17 protein-coding genes are annotated in these 16,328 nt (G+C 31.7%); all 17 read left to right on the top strand.

Features of this window, described 5'->3' with window-relative positions; translation table 11 throughout:
- Window positions 1–79 precede the first annotated feature (79 nt).
- A complete protein-coding gene (locus tag F594_RS0105710) occupies window positions 80–343 on the top strand; it encodes a hypothetical protein (RefSeq protein ID WP_019034870.1) in 264 nt (87 codons plus the stop codon).
- A 133-nt stretch (window positions 344–476) separates the two neighbouring features.
- Window positions 477–1,685 carry a CPBP family intramembrane glutamic endopeptidase gene (locus tag F594_RS0105705; RefSeq protein WP_019034869.1) on the top strand — a complete coding sequence of 403 codons (1,209 nt, stop codon included), beginning with the start codon at window positions 477–479 and terminating at the stop codon, window positions 1,683–1,685.
- A gap of 771 nt (window positions 1,686–2,456) precedes the next feature.
- Entirely contained in the window at window positions 2,457–5,081 is a 2,625-nt protein-coding gene (alaS, locus tag F594_RS0105700) for an alanine--tRNA ligase (protein ID WP_019034868.1), read from the top strand.
- A gap of 46 nt (window positions 5,082–5,127) precedes the next feature.
- The gene (locus F594_RS0105695) at window positions 5,128–5,385 is read left to right on the top strand and encodes an IreB family regulatory phosphoprotein (protein WP_009345551.1); all 258 of its coding nucleotides are present in this window, start codon (window positions 5,128–5,130) and stop codon (window positions 5,383–5,385) included.
- A 58-nt stretch (window positions 5,386–5,443) separates the two neighbouring features.
- On the top strand, window positions 5,444–5,887 hold the full coding sequence (gene ruvX, locus F594_RS0105690; protein WP_004825457.1) for a Holliday junction resolvase RuvX: 444 nt from the start codon (window positions 5,444–5,446) through the stop codon (window positions 5,885–5,887).
- Window positions 5,865–6,110 carry a DUF1292 domain-containing protein gene (locus tag F594_RS0105685; RefSeq protein WP_019034867.1) on the top strand — a complete coding sequence of 82 codons (246 nt, stop codon included), beginning with the start codon at window positions 5,865–5,867 and terminating at the stop codon, window positions 6,108–6,110. Before ruvX ends, F594_RS0105685 begins: the two co-directional genes overlap by 23 nt.
- 8 nt (window positions 6,111–6,118) lie before the next feature.
- Window positions 6,119–6,586: a Fur family transcriptional regulator gene (locus F594_RS0105680; protein ID WP_004825476.1), complete on the top strand. Its 468-nt coding sequence runs from the start codon at window positions 6,119–6,121 to the stop codon at window positions 6,584–6,586.
- Complete coding sequence (locus F594_RS0105675; protein WP_019034866.1) at window positions 6,570–8,231, top strand: ribonuclease J; 1,662 nt, start codon at window positions 6,570–6,572, stop codon at window positions 8,229–8,231. Before F594_RS0105680 ends, F594_RS0105675 begins: the two co-directional genes overlap by 17 nt.
- A 116-nt stretch (window positions 8,232–8,347) precedes the next feature.
- Window positions 8,348–8,998 carry an O-methyltransferase gene (locus F594_RS0105670; protein WP_004825551.1) on the top strand — a complete coding sequence of 217 codons (651 nt, stop codon included), beginning with the start codon at window positions 8,348–8,350 and terminating at the stop codon, window positions 8,996–8,998.
- Window positions 8,991–10,223, top strand: coding sequence for a peptidase U32 family protein (locus tag F594_RS0105665; RefSeq protein ID WP_019034865.1), 1,233 nt, complete (start codon window positions 8,991–8,993; stop codon window positions 10,221–10,223). Before F594_RS0105670 ends, F594_RS0105665 begins: the two co-directional genes overlap by 8 nt.
- Window positions 10,213–10,833 carry a uridine kinase gene (gene udk, locus F594_RS0105660; protein ID WP_019034864.1) on the top strand — a complete coding sequence of 207 codons (621 nt, stop codon included), beginning with the start codon at window positions 10,213–10,215 and terminating at the stop codon, window positions 10,831–10,833. The genes F594_RS0105665 and udk overlap by 11 nt, the downstream gene beginning before the upstream one ends.
- A 337-nt stretch (window positions 10,834–11,170) precedes the next feature.
- A complete protein-coding gene (gene rsxC, locus F594_RS0105650; RefSeq protein ID WP_019034862.1) occupies window positions 11,171–12,511 on the top strand; it encodes an electron transport complex subunit RsxC in 1,341 nt (446 codons plus the stop codon).
- A gap of 9 nt (window positions 12,512–12,520) precedes the next feature.
- Entirely contained in the window at window positions 12,521–13,513 is a 993-nt protein-coding gene (locus F594_RS0105645; RefSeq protein WP_019034861.1) for an RnfABCDGE type electron transport complex subunit D, read from the top strand.
- The gene (locus F594_RS0105640) at window positions 13,514–14,101 is read left to right on the top strand and encodes an FMN-binding protein (protein ID WP_019034860.1); all 588 of its coding nucleotides are present in this window, start codon (window positions 13,514–13,516) and stop codon (window positions 14,099–14,101) included. It abuts the gene before it with no gap.
- A gap of 9 nt (window positions 14,102–14,110) precedes the next feature.
- The gene (rsxE, locus tag F594_RS0105635) at window positions 14,111–14,710 is read left to right on the top strand and encodes an electron transport complex subunit RsxE (protein WP_009345501.1); all 600 of its coding nucleotides are present in this window, start codon (window positions 14,111–14,113) and stop codon (window positions 14,708–14,710) included.
- Window positions 14,710–15,288 (top strand): electron transport complex subunit RsxA, encoded by a 579-nt coding sequence (gene rsxA, locus F594_RS0105630; protein ID WP_009345562.1) that lies wholly within the window; start codon window positions 14,710–14,712, stop codon window positions 15,286–15,288. The genes rsxE and rsxA overlap by 1 nt, the downstream gene beginning before the upstream one ends.
- A gap of 9 nt (window positions 15,289–15,297) precedes the next feature.
- Complete coding sequence (locus F594_RS0105625; protein WP_019034859.1) at window positions 15,298–16,251, top strand: RnfABCDGE type electron transport complex subunit B; 954 nt, start codon at window positions 15,298–15,300, stop codon at window positions 16,249–16,251.
- The last annotated feature ends 77 nt before the right edge of the window (window positions 16,252–16,328 follow it).

The raw sequence follows: 16,328 nt of genomic DNA, 5'->3' as shown, positions 1-16,328 counted from the left end.
ACTTTGTATGATTGCATACAAAGAGATAAAAAGGTGAAAATAATAATTTCGGAGCAGAAAAATTAAAAATGAGGAAGTCATGGGGAAATATGAAGATTTTGATCTTGATATGAAGGTTACAAGTGACACAGGGGATGAGACTATGGGCACAACAACTACAACAGTAACACTTTCTTTACTTGTTTGTCCAAGTGGTAGTTGTGTGGTATGTATTAGTGAAAAAAATTGTACAAACAATTGTACTAAAGGAAAATGTTCAGATGATTGTCCAACACCAACAAAAGATCACCCAGTAGGATCTTGTCATTTAAGAAATGGAAATGGTGTACAAATTAGATGTTAAATAGATTTTTTAGAATTATTATTTTGAATAACTTGGGATTAAAATAAGTGATAATTCTGCTTCGAATTATCATTTATATAGGGATGGATAAAACGTTTTTGATGGTATTTAGAAAATATACAAAGGATAGGATATGGATAAAAAATTATATTTGAATGAAGATGTTGGTGAGGAAAATAATTTTGTTCAAGATCAATGCATTCAAGATACATCGAATTACCTTATAGTAACACCTGAAGAAAATCCTGATTCAGATCAGTGTAGCAAGTTTTGTCAAATTTTTATGAGGAGTGTTCAAGAAATTGATGATGTAGTGCTTTTTCTTATGATACTATCTATTATGGTACTTCTTTTGACTTGTGCAGCAGCATATTTTAAACTCATGGGGCAATATTTTCAAATTAATCCTACTCAGACTCTGACTCCAGCTATGGCGGCTATGATTACAATTAAACTAAAATATAAAAATTATCCACAAAGTAGTTTTCATTTCTACATAATCTGTGGTGCTATTATAATCGGTTTAGTTTGTTTGGGAATCATCTATAGTGTCTATGCAGAGCTATTTATTGATCTTTCAGTAGTCATTTTTTTAATGCTATTATTTAATGAGAATAAAAAAGTTGCTGAAAAATGGGGGTTACGAGGAGGAAATTTCAAAAAAACATTAAAATGGTTGTTTCTTTATATGATTTTAATATTGATTGTATCTACGGTTACATTTTTGAGTGCTTACTTACTTTATTCTTATACGGACCTTTTCAAGACCGTCTACTATCAAGGTAAATATATTAGTGTTGATGTGCTATTAAAAACATTGACAGAGGACAGTTCCATTTCTAGACCTGGATTTGTATATATATTGATGCCGATTTTTGGTTTTTGTACATTATTTGGGGAAGAGTATGGTTGGAGATTTTTTTTGCAACCAAGATTACAGAAGAAATTTGGGAAAATAGGTGGAGTGGTTTTACTTGGAGTCATTTGGGCAATATGGCATTTTAATAATGAGTATTTTATGGTGATGCCGGAGATTATCAAATCTTTTGGATATACATTCGAATTCTATTTTCTATTTGTATGTACGCTTAGAATCATAACAGAAATATTTTATGCAATCTGGTTTGCATATTTTTATGAAAAATCACACAGTATATGGTGTATGGTATTGATTCATGGTTTGCATACTGTGATGTCTGCATGGGGGCTATTTGTCATTGCTTTTGGATATAAAGGATTAGCTGTTCAAACGATTATACTACTCCTTATATCAATTCCATTCTTGAGATCTAGCGTATTTAGAGAAAATAAAAGCGGTCATTTGGAGACCTTGAAAAATTGAGTTTACTTAGTTTTGAAAATATTATTATGTATCATAAAAAGTAAAAATATGGGATAAAATTATAAGAACTCTGTTTCATGGCGTAATGTTGGAGATTATAAATACTACAAATTAAAGAAATACGCAAAGCAAACCCTCTTTGTCTACTTCTATAGCGAGAAAATAAAATGTAAAATTTTTTAAATAGCGATTTATATGTTCTATATAGATCTTTCTACTTGAAAAATCTGATGTTACTGTCTTTCTTCACTGGAGAGTTTATGTTTCTTGGAAGATTTGATTAGTATCGCACTGTTATTGTGATAATGACTTATCCTTTATGTAGATAAGGCAGATAAGATTGTTATTTTAAAAGATGGTGTGATTAGTGGAGTTGGAACTCATAATGAGCTGATAAAAAATTCTGAGGAGTATAGTGAATTATATAAAATGAGTGTAGAATAATAAGCATAAATATAGAAATAATGAAAAATAGGGTAATTATTTACATAAGAATAGACACATAAGAGAAGTCAAGCATTAAAAGGTTATATTAAATTCCCATCTTTGATAGTTAAATAAAAACATAAATACGCAAGCTTTTTATTTAGCTTTACATGCTGGTGTGAAAAGTTTTGCCTATCAGTCCATCCTTATAGGATGTGGCTGATATTTTTTTGTATAAATAATATCATATTTTTAGGGATTTAATCCTTTAAATTGACTTTTTTTTTCAAAAACTTTATAATTATTTATAATTATTGTTTGCTACTCTTTAGAGGAGTTTTTTAGATGAGGTGTGGAATGAAAAATTTGGGCTTACATGAAATTAGAAAAGAATTCCTTAGTTTTTTTGAAAAGAAGGGACATAAAGTCCTTCCTAGCTTTTCATTAATTCCTAAGAATGATAAATCACTTTTATTAATTGGTGCGGGTATGGCGCCAATGAAGAAATTTTTTACAGGAGAAGCCACTCCTCCTGGTAAAAGAGTAACCACTTGCCAAAAGTGTATTAGGACTGGAGATATTGATAATGTTGGAAAAACGGACCGACATGCAACTTTTTTTGAAATGCTCGGCAACTTTTCCTTTGGAGATTATTTTAAAAAAGAAGTAATTCCTTGGGCTTATGAATTTTTAACAGTAAATTTAGAAATTAACAAAGATGATTTATGGGTTACTGTATATAAAGATGATGATGAAGCTTTTAATATTTGGAAAAATGATATAGGTATTGCTGAAGATAGAATTATTCGCTTAGGTAAGGAAGATAATTTTTGGGAACTTGAAGTCGGTCCGTCTGGTCCTTGTACTGAAATTTATGTTGATAGAGGACTTAAGTACGGCTCTATTGATGAAAGACCGGGTGGTGAAGGCGACAGGTTTATAGAAGTATGGAATCTTGTTTTCACTCAATTTGATAAGGATGAAAAGGGAAATTATACTCCACTTTCTCATCCTAATATTGATACAGGTATGGGTCTTGAAAGAATTGCTACAGTTTTACAAGGAACTAATAATATTTTTGAAATTGACGCAATAACTGAAATTATCAATGAAATCGAAAAGATTTCAGGCTATAAATATGGAACTGATAAAAAACTTGATGTTTCCACAAGGGTTATAACAGACCATATAAGGGCCATAACTTTTTTAGTTGGAGATACTGTAAGACCATCTAATGAAGGAAGAGGATATGTTTTACGTCGTCTTATCAGAAGAGCTGCTCGTCACGGTAGGCTTTTAGGAATTAAAAAAACTTTCCTATATGAACTTTGTGATTTCATTATTAAATCTTGGGGAGAAAATTATAAAGAACTTGTAGAAAATAGCCAAAGAATTAAAGATGTAATAAAGGGTGAAGAAGAAAAATTCCAAATGACCATTGAATCTGGTATGAACATTTTAGATTCATATATTGAAAAATTAAAATCTTCAAATGAAAAGATTTTAAGCGGAGAAGATTCCTTTAAACTTTATGACACTTATGGTTTTCCACCAGATTTAACTAAAGAAATATTAACTGAAAAGGGCTTTGAAATGGACATGGATGGTTTCAACGACTACATGGATAAACAAAAGAAAAGAGCTAGAAATGCCCATAAAGATACTAATATTGGTTGGGATTCCCATACAGACGAAAGTGTTTTTACAAAATTTAAAAATGAATTTGTTGGATATGAAGAAGATAAGTGTCAAGCAAATATTATTGGAATTTTTAAAGATTATAATGAAGTTCAAAATATTGGACCAGAAGAAAAGGCAGTTTTGATTTTAGATAAAACTCCTTTCTATGGAGAAGGTGGTGGTCAAGTCGGTGATACCGGTTATATTGATGGCGATGATTTCAAGTGTAGGGTAATCGATACTAAAAAAACAAGAGAAGGCTTGCACCTTCATATTGTTGAAGTTTTAGATGGAGAAGTTACTAAGAGTCCATGTTTTGCAGAAATTGATGTTGTAAGAAGAAATAATATTAGAAGAAATCACTCTGTAACACATCTTCTGCACAAAGCTTTGAAGGAAATTTTAGGTGATCATGTTAATCAAGCAGGATCTCTTGTTGAAGCTGATAGACTACGTTTTGACTTTACTCATTATCAAGCTATGAGCCAAGAAGAAATAAAAAAAGTTGAAGATAGGGTCAACCAAAAAATATTTGAAGCTCTCAGCGTAACAACTACAGTTACTAATCCAAAACACGCACAAGAACTTGGTGCTGTTGGACTTTTTGAAGAAAAATATGGAGATATAGTTAGGGTTCTTTCCATGGGAGATTATTCAATAGAACTATGTGGTGGAACTCATGTTAGAAACACTTCTGAAATTTCTATGTTTAAGATTTTATCAGAAAGTGGAGTTTCTAGTGGTGTAAGAAGAATTGAAGGTGTTACTGGTCCTGCTGTATATAAAATGCTTAATGACACTCTTAATTTGAGAGATGAAATAGCACATGAATTAAAGGCTAATAAGACTGATATTTTACAAAAATTAAGCTCTAGCTTAAATGAAATCAAAAAACTTAACAAAGCCATTGATAGTTTAAAACATTCTTCAGATAAGGATGAACTTTCTAATATTTTGGATGAAGTTAAAGAAAAGAATGGAATTAATTATCTAACACATAAATTTAAGGATAAAGATGTTAATTCTTTAAGAGATATAGCGGATATGGTTAGAAACAAGTTAAATTCTGTTGTAGTTTTATTAGCAACTGAAAATGACGGAAAACTAAATTTTGTTTGTGCACTTTCAAAAGATTTAGTTTCTAATGGTTATTCTGCGGGTAAGATTATAAAAGAAGTATCTAAAGTTTGCGGAGGCGGCGGAGGCGGTAGAGCCGATATGGCTACAGCCGGTGGTCGTGATTTAGGAAAGGTTTCTGAAGCCTTAAAAACTTTAGAAGGTCTAATTTAGTATACAATTATAATTTATTTATGATATAATTTACTTGGAGGTAGTTATGGATCAAAAGGATACGAATACTCAAGTATTTGAAAAGCAAAAATTGGAAAGGTCAAGAATTAAGGAAGTTTTAAAGACAGTTTTTAATGCTTTGGAAGAAAAAGGCTATAACCCAGTTGATCAGATTATTGGATATATATTGTCTGGTGATCCCACATATATAACCAGCCATGACAATGCAAGGTCCATAATTCAAGATATTGAGCGTGATGAGCTTTTAAAAGAAATGTTAAAAGTTTATTTAGAAAGGATATGAGATGGTTTTGCCATCTCATATTTACATATTTAATATGTACCTATAAGGTTGTGATCTAATGAATAGAGTTTTAGGCTTAGATGTTGGAGAAAAGTGGATAGGGGTAGCGATTAGTGATGAAACTTTTACTATAGCAACACCTTTAGAAACTATTGAAAGAACATCGAATAAAGAAGCGTATGACAAGATTCATGATTTAATTGAAAAATATGATGTTAAGAAAATAGTGGTAGGTCTTCCAAAAAATATGAATAATACTCTCGGTCCTACTTGTCAGATGGTTCAAAAATTTTCAGAAAAATTAAAAAATAAATTCAGGTTAGAACTTGTTTATGTTGATGAAAGAATGACGACACTTATGGCTAAGGATGTATTAATGGAAGCTTCAGTGAGAAGAGAAAATCGAAAAAAATATGTTGATAAGATAGCGGCAGCTTTTATTCTTAAAACGTATATGGATTCTTCAGATGGGGGTAATGATGGAAAAAACAGTATTTTATGATGAAAAAGGCAGAGCTTGTGAATTTATTATTGATGCGAAATTTTCGATTGATGATACCTCATATGTTGCCATGCACCCTGCTGAAGATGAAGATTCTTATACCTATATTTTAAAAGTTTTTACTGATAAAAATGGAGAAGAAGCTCTTAAGGGTATAGATGATGAAGAATTAGAAGAGGCATCAAAAGTTTATGAAGAACTTTTGAACGAGAATTTACAATAGGTGATAGTATGGAATTAAATGCACTTAAGGTTAAGGATATTTTAAAAGAACACGGTTATAAGTACACATGGCAAAGGGATACAGTTTTTAAAGTTTTTGTAGACCATGTTAAGGATCACTTAACAACAGAAGAAGTTTATAAATTCATATCAAAAGATAATCCTGAAATTGGTATTGCTACAGTATATAGGACTTTACAATTATTTCATAAATTAGGAATACTTGACCAAATTACCTTTGAGGATAATATTGTAAGGTATGAATTAAGACTTTCATCAACCGGTCATAGGCACCATCATCTTATTTGTTTGAATTGTGGAAAAATTACTGAAGTTAATGTTGATAAATTAGAAGCAATTGAAAATGAAATTACAACAAAATACAAATTTAAAATCATAGATCACTCTCTTAAATTTATAGGTTATTGCGAAGACTGCCAAAAGAAATTAGGAGATGTAGATGAAAAACAGCAATAAGCTAAAGATAATTCCTTTAGGGGGATTACATGAAATAGGAAAGAATATGACTGTAATTGAGTACAGAGATGATATTATTATTGTCGATTGCGGTATGACCTTTCCTGAAGATGAGATGTTAGGAATAGATGTGGTTATTCCTGATGTAACTTATCTTGTAGAAAATAAAAATAGAATAAGAGGACTTGTTTTGACACATGGTCATGAAGATCATATTGGAGCTATTCCTTATGTTGTCAAAAAGTTAGATATGGATATATATGGAACGCCTCTTACAATTGGATTGTTAGAAAATAAATATAAAGAACACAATTTATCTAAAAAAAGATTGCATGTAGTAAATGCGGGTGACACTGTTAAACTTGGGAAAATGGAAGTCGAATGGATAAGAGTTAATCACTCAATTCCTGATTCTACAGCCCTTGCCATAAATACACCTCTTGGTTATGTATATCACAGTGGAGATTTTAAAATAGATATGACACCTATTTCAGGAAAGCCCATAGATTTGGCAAGAATTTCTGAAATTGGTAGAAAAGGTGTTGTAGCTATGATTGGGGAATCTACTAATGTTTTGCGTGAAGGTTACACAATGAGTGAATCAAAAGTTGGAGAAACTTTCAACCGTCTATTCATGCAATTAACAGAAAATAGGATTATAATTGCAACTTTTGCATCAAATGTCCACAGAGTCCAACAAATAATTAATTCTGCTGAAAAATATGGAAGAAGAGTTGTACTTTCCGGTAGGTCAATGGTTAATGTTACAGAAACTGCCGTTAGGCTTGGCCAGTTGAAGGTTAAAAAGGGAACTCTTGTAGATATTAGAGATATGAGTAAGTATGATGATTCAGAACTTGTCCTTATAACTACAGGTTCTCAAGGCGAACCCATGAGCGCTTTGACAAGAATTGCCTATGGTGAACATAGAAAGATTAGACTCACACCAAATGATGTTATCATTCTTTCAGCTAATCCAATTCCTGGAAATGAAACTGATGTGTCAAAAGTTATAAATAGGCTTCTTGAAAGCGGAGCTGAAGTTATTTATGAAACACTTTCAGAAATTCACGTTTCAGGCCATGCTTGCCAAGAAGAACTAAAACTTATTTTAAATTTAGTTAATCCTAAATATTTTATACCTGCCCACGGGGAAGTAAGACATCAAATGAAGCACGCTGAAATAGCTGAACAGATGGGGATAAAACCTGAGAATATTTTTATTATGGAAAATGGTAACTGTTTAGAAATAGGTCAAGATGGAGCAAAATTAGTTGGTGATGTTCCAAGTGGTAATGTCTTAGTCGATGGTTTAGGCATAGGCGATGTAGGAAATATTGTTCTAAGAGATAGAAAACACTTGGCTGAAGATGGACTTGTAATTGTAGTTGTATCTATATCAAGCAGCGGAGAAATAATTTCAGGACCTGATATTATTTCCAGAGGTTTCGTTTATGTTAGAGAATCAGGTGATCTAATCGAGGATTCAAAGTCTGTAGTTAAAAAAGTTTTAGATAGCTCAACAAAGAAACAGTTAAAAGATTGGACTACTTTAAAAACTGAAATAAGAGAAGAACTAAAATCTTTTATATTCCAGGCTACAAAAAGAAATCCTATGATATTGCCAATAATTATGGAAGTTTAAGGAATCATTAGATTCCTTTTTTTAAAGGTCTTGTCCTTAAAAAAACTTATCTTTAGGGCTTAAGCTTTATAAATTTTTCAAAATGCATAGCTAATGCTAAATAAAATGGTGATAAAATGACAAATGTAAATTATGATTATATTGAAAATTATATAAGGTCACTTATAGTTGACAAAGATGAAAAACTAAAAAAATTAAGAGAATATGCAAAAGACAACCATGTACCTATAGTGGAAGAAGAAACAGAATCGTTGATAAAATTTTTGATTTCTACAAAAAAACCTAAAAGTGTTTTAGAACTTGGGACAGCTATTGGATATTCTGCAATTTCTTTTACAAAATCTTCACCATTTATCGAAAAATATATTAGTGTAGAAATAAAAGAAGAAATGTATAAAATTGCCATGGAAAATATTAAAGATTTTTCTTTAGAAGATAAGATAAAAGTTTTTTTAGAAGATGCCTATGTCTTTTTGAATAAGACCAGAGATTCATTTGATTTAATATTTATAGATGCTGCAAAGGGTCAATATGAAAATTATTTTGCAGAAGCCATAAATCATCTTAATAAGGATGGTTTAATAATATGCGATAATGTATTATTTAAAGGTATGATTGCAAATGATGATTTGGTAATAAGAAGAAAAATTACAATAGTCAGACGCTTAAGAGAATTTTTAGAAAAAATAGAAAAAAATGATGAGTTTATATCATCAATTGTACCGATTGGTGATGGATTACTTTTAGTTAGGAGAGCTAATGGATAAAATAGAACTTTTAGCACCGGCGGGTGATATAAATAAATTAAAGACAGCTATAGAATATGGGGCAGATGCTGTTTATCTTGGTGGAGAGAGTTTTGGGTTAAGAAAAGCATCAAAAAACTTCACTCTTGATAAAATAAAAGAGGGTGCTGATTTTGCCCATGAAAGAGGGAAAAAAATCCATGTTACTTTAAACATAATTCCACACAACAAAGATATAGCTGGTTTAGAAGAATATGTAAAAGATTTGGAAAAAATTGGCGTTGATGCCCTTATAGTAGCAGATCCAGGAATGTTTATGAGAATTCACGAGGCAGCACCAAAGCTTCCTATTCATATTTCTACTCAAGGTTCAGTTACAAATTCTTCAACAGTAAGTTTCTGGCAAAAAATGGGAGCTCAAAGAGTTGTGCTTGCAAGAGAGCTTTCTTTAAAAGAGATTAAAGAGATAATAGGTGAGTGTGGGAATAAGATTGATATTGAAACATTTGCCCATGGTGCTATGTGTATGTCATATTCTGGAAGATGTTTATTATCAAATTATATGACAGGTCGTGATGCAAATATGGGAGATTGTGCTCAGCCTTGTCGTTATAAATATTATTTAATGGAAGAAAAAAGACCTGGAGAATATTTCCAATTGGAAGAGCATGACGAGGGAACTTTTATCATGAATTCAAAAGATCTCTGCATGATTGAACATATACCAGATCTTATTGAAGCTGGAATTAAATCTCTAAAAATTGAGGGTAGGGTTAAAAGTGAATATTATCTTGCAACAGTAGTAAGATCATATAGGATGGCTATAGATAAATACTATGAAGACCCTGAAAATTATAAGTTTGACCCTTACCTTTTGGAAGAAATAAAAAAAGTTTCTCATAGAGATTTTACAACTGGATTTTTCTATAATAAGGCAAATGAAAATTCTCAAGTTTATGAAACAAATTCATATATTAGAGGATATGATTTTATAGGTATAGTTCTAGATTATGATGAAAATTCTAAGATTGCCACAGTCGAAGAAAGGTCTAGGGTATTTAAGGGTACAGATGTAGAAATTTTTGGACCAGGAATTAAAGATTTTAAATTAAAGCTTGATTATATGACTGATGATAAGGATAATGAAATAGATGTAGCAAATAAAGCTAAACAAATTTTTAAGATAAAATCTCAATATCCTCTAAAAAAAGGATATTTAATTAGGAGACGAGCAGATGAAGAATAAAACATTATTGATTGGAATTTCAGGCGGCACTGGAAGTGGAAAATCAACTGTAACAAAAAAACTTGTCGAACTTATAAAGGAAGAAAATGTAGCAGTAATAGAAGAAGATTCATATTACAAAGACCAATCTAATATTTCCTTTGAAGAAAGAGTAAAAACAAACTATGACCATCCTTTTGCTTTTGATAACAAACTTTTGATTGAGCATCTAAAAGATTTGAAGTCTGGAAAGAGTATAGAAAAACCACTATATGATTTTGAACTTCATAACAGAAAAAAAGAGACACTTTTAGTTGAGGCTAAGGAAGTTGTAATCTTAGAAGGAATACTCATCTTATCAGAGGAAGAAATAAGAGATCTCTTAGATATAAAAGTTTTTGTTGATACAGATTCAGACGTCAGAATAATCAGAAGAATTTTGAGGGATATAAAGGAAAGGGGAAGGTCTTTGGATTCTGTTATTTATCAATATATGAAAACTGTAAGACCAGCCCACCTACAATTTATTGAGCCATCAAAAAAATATGCCGATATAATAATTCCTGAAGGTGGCTATAATGATGTGGCAATAGATTTAATATATCAAAAAATTAAGTCAATAATTGAATAATTATTATATAGAAAATCCAAAATTAATTTATTTTGGATTTTTTAATTGATTGAAATTTTCAAAAAACGATTTCAACAAAATTATTTTCTATCAATTAGTATTTAAAAAAATATAAAAAATAGGGGATTTTAACCATGTATTTATTTTTTTTAATAGATAAATTAAAAAAATTTTTTGTTCTTATATATGATAAAAACTATAAATTAGGACACTTAGGGGTTTATAAAGTGATATTTTTATTATTTTACATATACATAATGAAAAATTAGTGCTATAATGAAATCAAAGTTATTATTAAATAGCTATTATTTATTTGTTAAATAAGGGGTGAAGTTTTATGAGTTCAAGAAATCTCACGTTTTCTATTGGCGGAGTTCATATGGACGAACACAAAACTTTAACTGAGAAAATTGCAATTGAGAGGATGCCGGATCCTGAAATTGTTTACATACCTATGTCTCAGCATATAGGTGCCCCAAATACACCTACTGTAAAAAAGGGCGATAAGGTTAAAGTTGGTCAAATTGTGGGAAAATCTGATGCTTTTATTTCAGCTGCTGTTCATGCCAGTGTTTCAGGAGAGGTAATTGGTATTGAAAAAATGTACACAGCTGATGCAAGGTATTGTGACTGTGTAATCATTAAAAATGATGGTCTTGGAGAACAAGTTGAATTCAAACCATTTTTAGATTACAGAGAACATCCTGTTGATGATTTAATTCCTTTTGTGAAGGATATGGGAATCGTAGGAATGGGAGGAGCTGGTTTTCCTCTTCATGCTAAGCTGAAAGGTGAAAATCCTCCATTAGATGAATGTATAATAAATGGGGCTGAATGTGAGCCATTTTTAACATGCGACCATAGGATTATGTTAGAAAGAACTGAAGAAATATTAGAAGGTTTAGATATATTTTCTTTCTTTTATAATCAAAAGGTTTCATATATGGCGATTGAAGAAAATAAACCAGATGCCATAGCAAAAATGGAAGAAGTTATTTCAAAACATCCAAACTGGTCTCACTTGAAAGTTGTAGGATGTCAAACCAAATACCCTCAAGGTGATTCTAAGAGATTATCTGAAGCGGTAATTGGTAAAATTGTACCACAAAATGGGGTTACAAATGATGTTGGTTTGTTTTTAACAAACGTTGGAACAACACTTGCATTTTCTGAAGCAATGGTTAAAGGTAAGCCAACCTATGAACGTGTCATAACTGTTAGTGGTTCAGGTATTAAAGAACCCAAAAATATATTAGTAAAAATAGGAACTCCAGTAGGAGAAATTTTAGATTTCTGTGGTGGAGTTGTTGAAGATTATAAAGAAATTATTTGTGGCGGACCAATGACTGGTAAGTCTGTCTTTAATTTGAATTCTCCTATTACAAAAACTACTTCCGGTATCTTAGTTTTTACAGATAAGGAAGAAAATTCTATTGAAGAAAGTCCATGTATTAGATGCTCAAGATGTGTTGATCATTGCCCAGCTAATATCAACCCAACAGATATAAATGCAGCAATTTTACGTGGCAGACTAGATATTTGTGAAGAACTTCATGCAGATCAATGTATGGAGTGTGGAATATGCTCTTTTGTATGTCCTGCAAAAAGACACTTATCAGCATCAACAAAGCTTGCTAAGCGTGAATTAAAGATGGCTCAAAGAGCAAAGAGGAAATAGGAGGAGCAAATGGAAAATAATTTAAAAAAAGAAGTGACTGGTTCCGAATATTTTGTTTCACTGGCACCACATATTAGGTCTAATGATACCGTTAGAAAGATTATGCTAGATGTGATAATTGCACTTGTACCAGCAATTATTGGCTCAGTTTATTTCTTCGGTATGAGGTCTTTATTATTAATATGTGTGTCATCTTTAGCTTGTGTTCTTACTGAATATGTCACTCAAAAATTACTTAAAAAACCCATTCAAATAGGTGATTTATCTGCCGTTGTTACAGGAATATTGATTGCTTTCAATGTACCTATTACAATGCCAGTATTTGAACTTATTTTTGGAGATATATTTGCAATTTTAATAGTAAAAGAATGTTTCGGTGGTATAGGATTTAACTTTATGAATCCAGCTTTGGCGGGAAGACTTGTGCTTATGGCTTCTTGGACAAAACGTATGACTGATTATCTTAGCCCTGAGATGGTTAAAAATGGAGTTAGCTCTTTAAGTCAAGTTGATATGGTAAGTGCTGCAACTCCATTAAAATTAATAGGTTCAGGAGCTTATGAAAAATTGCCATCACTTTTTAATATGGCTATAGGTAATATTGGTGGAGTTATAGGAGAAACATCTTCAATATTACTTTTACTTGGATTTTTATATCTAGTTATAAGAAAGGTTGTTTCAGTTCAAATTCCTGTAATTTATATTGGAGTATGTGCCATTACCCTTGTTATTTTGGGGATACCTATTGATGTTATACCTTATGAAATTTTGGCAGGAGGATTAATCTTGGGAGCTTGCTTTATGGCAACAGATTATGCTACAAATCCAATTACTAAAAAGGGCAGAATAATTTTTGCTATCGGTTGTGGATTTTTAACAGCCATAATAAGAGTTAAAGCATCTCTTCCTGAAGGTGTTTCATATGCAATATGTCTTATGAATATTTGCACACCTGTCATTGATAAATTTACAAGAACCCAAGCTTACGGGGAGGTCAAATAAATGAAAGAGCATATTAAATTTGGATTAATTCTTTTATTTTTCTGTGTATTTTCCGCCGGTCTTTTGTCAGTAGCAAATGGGTTTACGGCCCCAATTATTGCTCAAGCAGAACTTGAAAAAGCTCTTGCAAGTTATGAATCGATATTTGGAGATGCAGCAGATGATTTCAAAGAATATGACCAAGATAAACTTAATAAAATAAAAGAAGAAAACAAAGCAATTGATAAAATTTTTATAGCCCAAAAAGATGGCAAAGTTGTTGGTTATGGCATCAACTTTAAGGCAACAGGTTTCGGTGGAGATATGATAAATGCTATAGGAATTTTATTAGATGGTGATAAAATTGCTGGTTTTAGAAATATTTCAAATCAAGAAACCTCTGGTTTCGGTACGAGAATAACGACTGAAGAGTATTATCCGCTTTATGAAGGAAAATCTGCCGCGGTTCCTGTGGAATTATCACCAAACCCAGATAAGGAAAATCAAATTCCATGGCTTACTGGTGCAACAGTAACATCTAAGGGAGTCCTTGCAGGGGATAATGCAGTTATAGATGTTTATAATAAGTATTTAAAAGAAGGAAAGTAGGTGGAGAAGTTGAAATTAAGTAAAGTATTTACAGATGCCATGCTCAAAAACAATCCGACTTTTATTCAATTGATAGGTCTTTGTTCAGTTCTTGCAATTACAAACAATGTTGTAAATTCTGTTTCAATGGGAATTGCAGTAACCTTTGTACTTATTATGTCAAATGGAGTTGTTTCAGCATTAAGAAATGTTATACCAGATAAAATTAGAATACCTTGTTTTATAGTTGTTATTGCAACTTTCGTTACATTAGTTCAAATGATCTTGCAAGCCTATGCAACCCCAATTTATTTAGCTCTTGGTATATTTTTACCATTAATAGTTGTAAACTGTTGTATTTTAGGTGAAGCTGAAGGATTCGCTTATAAGAACAAATTAATTCCATCATTAGTGGATGGTTTAGGAACAGGAGTAGGTTATACATTGGCTGTTTTAATAATGGGTGTTGTCCGTGAATTTTTTGGATATGGATCTTTATTAAACATTCAAATTATACCAAAAGAAATCTATCCAGGAATTGGGATTTTAGCTGCTCCTGCTGGAGCCTTCATACTTTTAGGTTTTGTTATAGCAGCTTTTAAAAACTTATTAACAAGGAGGGCAGATTGATGTTAAAGAGTATTTTTGTAATATTGGTATCTACAATTTTAGTTAATAATTACGTATTTGCACAATTTTTGGGAGTATGTCCTTTCTTGGGAGTTTCTGCAAAAGTTGATACAGCAATTGGTATGGGAATTGCAGTAACATTTGTAGTTGTTTTAGCTTCTGCCTTAACTTGGATGATTCAAATTTTCATACTAAATCCTTTAAATATTGCTTACTTACAGACAATAGCATTTATTCTTGTTATTGCATCTTTAGTACAATTTGTTGAAATGTTTATAAAAAAGGCATCGCCTGCTCTGTACACGGCAATGGGGGTTTACCTTCCACTTATTACAACAAACTGTGTTGTGCTTGGTGTAGCAGTTTTAAACATTCAAAAAGAATACAATTTAATAGAAACAATATTTTCAGGTTTTGGGGCTTCTGTGGGCTTTACTCTTGCATTACTTTTTATGTCATGTTTAAGAGAAAAACTTGCCATTGGTAATGTACCTAAAGCTTTGCAAGGAGTTCCTATAGCACTTGTTAGTGCAGGCCTAATGGCTTTAGCATTTTCAGGTTTTGGCGGATTGGTATAGGAGGAGAATATGGACTTAAAATCAATCTTATATCCTATTTTATTTTTGGGAATTACAGGGTCATTTTTTGGGGTAATTCTTTCAGTAGCTTCAAAAATATTTTATATAAAACAAGACCCTAAGGTTATTGCAGTAAGAAATGCCCTACCTGGTGCCAACTGCGGGGCATGTGGCTTTCCGGGATGTGACGGTATGGCAAGTGCCATATGTAGTGGTAAGGCACCAGTAAATGGATGTGTTATTGGTGGCAATGATACAGCAGAAAAAATCGCAGAACTAATGGGTGTCAATGCAGGAAATGTTGAAAGAAATGTAGCCTGTGTTTTATGTCAAGGAACTTGTGGTAAGGCTAAAAATAAATATGATTATCATGACCTTGTTGATTGCAGATTAATTTCAGATTTTCAAAAAGGACAAAAAGCTTGTTCATTTGGGTGCTGTGGCGGAGGAACTTGCGTATCTGTTTGTGAATTTGATGCCATACATATGGTAGATGGAGTTGCACAAGTAGACAAGGAAAAGTGCGTAGCTTGTATGAAGTGTATTAATATTTGTCCTAAGGGAATAATTAAATTAGTACCTTATAAATCTAAAACAGTTGTTAAGTGTATGTCTAATGATGTTGGTAAGATTGTAAGAGCTAACTGTAACATTGGATGTATATCATGTAAGATGTGTGAAAAGAACTGCCCTAAAGATGCAATTCATGTTGAAGATAACTTGGCAAGAATTGACTATGAAAAATGTATCAACTGTGGCAAGTGTGTTTCAGTATGTCCTACAGGAGCAATTTTCTGTGAATATCCGGACAGAGTTGCTAAGATGAAAGAAAGAGAAAAGGAAAGAAAACAAAAAGAAATGGAAGCAAAAAAGCTTGCAGCTCAAAAAGCTAAAGAAGAAACTCAAGCTGAACCTTCCACAAAAACGGCAACAGCAGTTTTAGAAAAAGAAGAAAATAAATAATTTTAGCTATTTCAAGCTCTCAGTTATAAGACTGGGAGCTTTTTTTGATTCTTATAGTATGTCATATGAAAATATAA

It is taken from the genome of Peptoniphilus lacrimalis DSM 7455, from assembly GCF_000378725.1.
Taxonomy (GTDB): domain Bacteria; phylum Bacillota; class Clostridia; order Tissierellales; family Peptoniphilaceae; genus Peptoniphilus_A; species Peptoniphilus_A lacrimalis.
This window is presented reverse-complemented; position numbering and strand designations above follow the sequence as displayed.

Excerpts from the sequence above, each read along its gene's own strand:
- F594_RS0105710 (WP_019034870.1), top strand. The coding sequence starts at position 80 with ATGGGGAAATATGAAGATTTTGATCTTGATATGAAGGTTACAAGTGAC.
- F594_RS0105705 (WP_019034869.1), top strand. The coding sequence starts at position 477 with ATGGATAAAAAATTATATTTGAATGAAGATGTTGGTGAGGAAAATAAT.
- alaS (WP_019034868.1), top strand. The coding sequence starts at position 2,457 with ATGAGGTGTGGAATGAAAAATTTGGGCTTACATGAAATTAGAAAAGAA.
- F594_RS0105695 (WP_009345551.1), top strand. The coding sequence starts at position 5,128 with ATGGATCAAAAGGATACGAATACTCAAGTATTTGAAAAGCAAAAATTG.
- ruvX (WP_004825457.1), top strand. The coding sequence starts at position 5,444 with ATGAATAGAGTTTTAGGCTTAGATGTTGGAGAAAAGTGGATAGGGGTA.
- F594_RS0105685 (WP_019034867.1), top strand. The coding sequence starts at position 5,865 with ATGGAAAAAACAGTATTTTATGATGAAAAAGGCAGAGCTTGTGAATTT.
- F594_RS0105680 (WP_004825476.1), top strand. The coding sequence starts at position 6,119 with ATGGAATTAAATGCACTTAAGGTTAAGGATATTTTAAAAGAACACGGT.
- F594_RS0105675 (WP_019034866.1), top strand. The coding sequence starts at position 6,570 with ATGAAAAACAGCAATAAGCTAAAGATAATTCCTTTAGGGGGATTACAT.
- F594_RS0105670 (WP_004825551.1), top strand. The coding sequence starts at position 8,348 with ATGACAAATGTAAATTATGATTATATTGAAAATTATATAAGGTCACTT.
- F594_RS0105665 (WP_019034865.1), top strand. The coding sequence starts at position 8,991 with ATGGATAAAATAGAACTTTTAGCACCGGCGGGTGATATAAATAAATTA.
- udk (WP_019034864.1), top strand. The coding sequence starts at position 10,213 with ATGAAGAATAAAACATTATTGATTGGAATTTCAGGCGGCACTGGAAGT.
- rsxC (WP_019034862.1), top strand. The coding sequence starts at position 11,171 with ATGAGTTCAAGAAATCTCACGTTTTCTATTGGCGGAGTTCATATGGAC.
- F594_RS0105645 (WP_019034861.1), top strand. The coding sequence starts at position 12,521 with ATGGAAAATAATTTAAAAAAAGAAGTGACTGGTTCCGAATATTTTGTT.
- F594_RS0105640 (WP_019034860.1), top strand. The coding sequence starts at position 13,514 with ATGAAAGAGCATATTAAATTTGGATTAATTCTTTTATTTTTCTGTGTA.
- rsxA (WP_009345562.1), top strand. The coding sequence starts at position 14,710 with ATGTTAAAGAGTATTTTTGTAATATTGGTATCTACAATTTTAGTTAAT.
- F594_RS0105625 (WP_019034859.1), top strand. The coding sequence starts at position 15,298 with ATGGACTTAAAATCAATCTTATATCCTATTTTATTTTTGGGAATTACA.